Genomic DNA, 1,535 nt, shown 5'->3' with positions numbered 1-1,535 from the left:
CCGGCACTCATAAGGTCAGGCTGTGATGGGGAGAGGAACTCAGTTCCTCGAGTCGTTGATTTCACACTGCCGAGAAAAGCCTCTAGCTAGAAAGTAGGTGCCCGTACCGCAAACCGACACAGGTAGTCAAGATGAGAATTCTAAGGTGAGCGAGCGAACTCTCGTTAAGGAACTCGGCAAAATGACCCCGTAACTTCGGGAGAAGGGGTGCTCTTTGGGGTTCACGCTCTGAAGAGCCGCAGTGAATAGGCCCAAGCGACTGTTTATCAAAAACACAGGTCTCTGCTAAACCGTAAGGTGACGTATAGGGGCTGACGCCTGCCCGGTGCTGGAAGGTTAAGAGGAGTGGTTAGCATTAGCGAAGCTACGAATCGAAGCCCCAGTAAACGGCGGCCGTAACTATAACGGTCCTAAGGTAGCGAAATTCCTTGTCGGGTAAGTTCCGACCCGCACGAAAGGCGTAACGATTTGGGCACTGTCTCAACGAGAGACTCGGTGAAATCATAGTACCGGTGAAGATGCCGGTTACCCGCGACAGGACGGAAAGACCCCGTGGAGCTTTACTGTAGCCTGATATTGAAATTCGGTACAGTTTGTACAGGATAGGTAGGAGCCTTTGAAGCGTGAGCGCTAGCTTACGTGGAGGCATTGGTGGGATACTACCCTAATTGTATTGGATTTCTAACTCGCAGCACTTATCGTGTTGGAAGACAGTGTCAGGCGGGCAGTTTGACTGGGGCGGTCGCCTCCTAAAATGTAACGGAGGCGCTCAAAGGTTCCCTCAGAATGGTTGGAAATCATTCATAGAGTGTAAAGGCATAAGGGAGCTTGACTGCGAGACCTACAAGTCGAGCAGGGTCGAAAGACGGACTTAGTGATCCGGTGGTTCCGCATGGAAGGGCCATCGCTCAACGGATAAAAGCTACCCCGGGGATAACAGGCTTATCTCCCCCAAGAGTTCACATCGACGGGGAGGTTTGGCACCTCGATGTCGGCTCATCGCATCCTGGGGCTGTAGTCGGTCCCAAGGGTTGGGCTGTTCGCCCATTAAAGCGGTACGCGAGCTGGGTTCAGAACGTCGTGAGACAGTTCGGTCCCTATCCGTCGTGGGCGTAGGAAATTTGAGAGGAGCTGTCCTTAGTACGAGAGGACCGGGATGGACATACCTCTGGTGTACCAGTTGTCGTGCCAACGGCATAGCTGGGTAGCTATGTATGGACGGGATAAGTGCTGAAAGCATCTAAGCATGAAGCCCCCCTCGAGATGAGATTTCCCAACTTCGGTTATAAGATCCCTCAAAGATGATGAGGTAGATAGGTTCGAGGTGGAAGCGTAGCGATACGTGGAGCTGACGAATACTAATCGATCGAAGACTTAATCAATATCAAACACGGTTTTGTGTGAACTATACTTACTATCTAGTTTTGAATGTACAATACATTCAATGTTTATCTGGTGCCTATGGCAAAGAGGTCACACCTGTTCCCATGCCGAACACAGAAGTTAAGCTCTTTAGCGCCGATGGTAGTCGGACT

At 51.1% G+C, this 1,535-nt stretch carries 2 rRNA genes; both read left to right on the top strand.

Going from position 1 to position 1,535, the window contains the following annotated elements:
* Positions 1 to 1,382: ribosomal RNA gene (locus tag HHH54_RS10845) — 23S ribosomal RNA — on the top strand; the annotation flags it as partial.
* 69 nt (positions 1,383 to 1,451) lie between these two features.
* Positions 1,452 to 1,535 (top strand): 5S ribosomal RNA (gene rrf, locus HHH54_RS10840); the annotation flags it as partial.

It is taken from the genome of Staphylococcus canis (genome assembly GCF_016238445.1).
GTDB lineage: Bacteria > Bacillota > Bacilli > Staphylococcales > Staphylococcaceae > Staphylococcus > Staphylococcus canis.
This window is presented reverse-complemented; position numbering and strand designations above follow the sequence as displayed.